Genomic DNA, 2638 nt, shown 5'->3' on the forward strand with positions numbered 1-2638 from the left:
GCACAGGCCTGTGCCGACCTCGATGCAAGCTGCCGACCTCGCAGGAAACTGCCGACCTCGATGCAGACTGCCGACCTCGCAGGAAACTGCCGACCTCGCAGGAAACTGCCGACTCAGCGCAGCCGCACACCTTGCAGGGCCCGCAGGCGCCGCTGGAGGTACTGCTGCTCGGCGAGGTTGTGCGTCGACCGGGCGGCCTGCCGGTAGGCGTCGGCGGCCTCCGCCGTCCGGCCCAGGCGCTCCAGGAGGTGCGCGCGGACCGCGTCGAGGCGGGGCAGCCCGGGATGCTGCCGCCCCAGGTCGTCGAGCGAGGCCAGGGCCGCGCCGTCGCCGAGCACCTGGGCCTCGGCGACGATCCGGTTCAGCGCGATCGTCGGGTTCTGGCGGCCGGTCACGACGTCGAGGACGCCGTAGAGCGCGACGATCTCCGACCAGTCGGTCGAGGCGGTGTCGGCGGCCTCCGCGTGCAGCGCCGCGACGCAGGCCTGCAGCAGGTAGGGACCCGGCGCCGCGCCGGGCACGGTCGCCTCGACCAGGGTGACGCCCTCGCGCACGAGCGCCGGGTCCCACCGGGTCCGGTCCTGCTCGTCCAGCGGAACCAGGGAGCCGTCGTCCGCCTGCCGTGCGGGTCCGCGCGACGCGGTGAGCAGCATGAGCGCGAGCAGCCCGGCGACCTCCGGGTCCTCGGGCAGGGCCTGGCGCAGCAGGCGGGCCAGGTGGATCGCCTCCGCCGCGAGGTCCGTGTCGCGGGCGGGCGCGCCCGACGTCGTGTGGTGGGCCTCGGTCAGCATCGCGTAGAGCACGTCGAGCACGGGGCTGAGCCGTTCGGCCGCGTCCCGGGGCCGGGGCAGGTCCCCGCCGAGCTCGGCCAGGCGCCGCTTGGCGCGCGTGATGCGCTGGGCGACGGTCGCCTCGGGGAGCTGGTGGACGTTCGCGATCTGCGCCGTGGTCAGGCCGGCCACGGCGCGCAGCGTCAGCGCGACCTGCGCGGGGCGGGCGAGCGCCGGGTGACAGCAGAGCTGGAGCAGGAGCAGGCTGTCGTCGGCGGGGGAGGCGTGAGGGAACGCGCTGGGGTCTGCACTGTCAGCCGGCGTGCTCAGCGGGTGGGCCAGGAGCGCCTCCCGGGCCTCGCGGTCGCGACGCCGGCTGTCGGCGCGCACGCGGTCCACGTACCGGCGCCGGGCCGTGGTGACGAGCCAGGCCAGCGGGTCCGACGGCGGGTCGGCCGGCCACTGGCGGTACGCCGCGAGCAGGGCGTCCTGGACGGCGTCCTCGCACACGTCGAACTGGCCCGCGCCGTGGGTGCGCACGAGCCGGGCGAGGACCTGCGGCGCGAGCTCGCGCAGCAGGTCCTCGCCGACGCCCGGTCCAGGGTTCACAGGTCCCCGAGGTCGCTGAACATCACGGGCCGCACCTCGACGGCCAGCCCGTCGATGGACGTGTCCGGGATCATGCGGGCGAGCTCCAGGACCCGCGCCTCGTCCTCGACGTCCACCAGGTAGAAGCCGCCCAGGAACTCCTTGGCCTCGGCAAACGGCCCGTCGCTGGTCTGCGGCGTCCCCGCCACGGACCGCACCACCTTGCTCTGGCTCGGGTCGGCCAGCGCCTGTGTGCCCACGAACTCGCCACGCTCCTTGAGGTGCGCCATGAACGCCTCGTGCCCGTCCTGGACCAGCTTGCTCTGCTCCGGCGTGAGCTGTTCGAGGACGGTGGGGTTGATCTGCATCAGGATCAGGTACTTCATGGTTCCTCCTGGGTTCTCCGCGGCGGCGCCCTGCCGTCGTCGTACCCCTTGGTCGGCACGGCCCGCCCGGATACGACAGCCGACCACGAGAAATCTTCGCGTGTCCGGACGGGGTCCGGCGAGCCGCCATACTGGAGTGTGACTACGTCCATCGTGACCCCTGCGGAAGCGGGGGCGGAGATACCGATCGAGCTGCTCTACCGGGTGCCCTACGGCAAGGTCCTGCACGGCAAGGACTGTCCGCACCTGACCCCGAGCCGGTTGGTGACGCTCCAGCCCGCCACCGAGCTGGACCGGCAGAAGTTCAAGATCTGCAGGTCGTGCCTCATCGCGCTCGACGGCGACCCCGGCCACTTCGACTTCGAGTCCCTCGACGCGGCGCTCGAGGCGCTGCAGGTCCCGCAGACGAACCGGCCGGCCATGCGCGCCATCGCGGAGGGCCTGGACACGGCCCGCATCTGGATGCCGGCGACGCGCACCTACGTCGCGGTCTCGCCGGGGACCGGGCACGAGGTGACCGCCTTCTTCAGCAAGGACGCCGTCGACGTCCGCCAGGAGGAGGGCGGCTACGAGCGCCTGGTGCTGTCGACCCCGGCCACCCCGGCCGGACGGACGAGCGCCGCGAAGGCCGCGAGGAAGACGAAGGCGGCCGCCGCGCAGGAGCCGGAGCCGGCCCCGCCGACCTGCCCCACCTGCTACATGCAGCTCCCGGCGACGGGCGTCTGCGACAGCTGCGACTGACAACTGACCGACTGACTCACCGGCCGGCCGTCGGCCGCCGTCGACGACCTCCGTCGGCCGGCTGCGGACCCGGCTGCCGGAGCTGCCGCGGCCACATCCCCTTTGAGGCCCGGTTTTCTTCGCTTTGAGCCGTCTCAAAGCGAAGAAAGCCGG

At 73.3% G+C, this 2638-nt stretch carries 3 protein-coding genes; 1 reads left to right on the forward strand and 2 read right to left on the reverse strand.

The genetic code is table 11. The features are described 5' to 3' along the window. Positions 1-113: 113 nt before the first annotated feature. Together ACFWEJ_RS28330 and ACFWEJ_RS28335 are read right to left on the reverse strand one after the other, a co-directional pair. Positions 114-1379, reverse strand: a complete 1266-nt coding sequence (locus ACFWEJ_RS28330) for an RNA polymerase sigma factor (RefSeq protein ID WP_377232494.1) — start codon at positions 1377-1379, stop codon at positions 114-116. After that, positions 1376-1744: a YciI family protein gene (locus ACFWEJ_RS28335; RefSeq protein ID WP_377232495.1), complete on the reverse strand. Its 369-nt coding sequence runs from the start codon at positions 1742-1744 to the stop codon at positions 1376-1378. Before ACFWEJ_RS28335 ends, ACFWEJ_RS28330 begins: the two co-directional genes overlap by 4 nt. A 153-nt stretch (positions 1745-1897) precedes the next feature. On the opposite strand from ACFWEJ_RS28335, the gene ACFWEJ_RS28340 reads away from it, so the two are divergent. Continuing rightward, a complete protein-coding gene (locus ACFWEJ_RS28340) occupies positions 1898-2485 on the forward strand; it encodes a hypothetical protein (RefSeq protein WP_377232496.1) in 588 nt (195 codons plus the stop codon). Positions 2486-2638: the final 153 nt, after the last annotated feature.

This window comes from Promicromonospora sp. NPDC060204 (genome assembly GCF_042728455.1).
Taxonomy (GTDB): Bacteria; Actinomycetota; Actinomycetes; order Actinomycetales; family Cellulomonadaceae; genus Promicromonospora.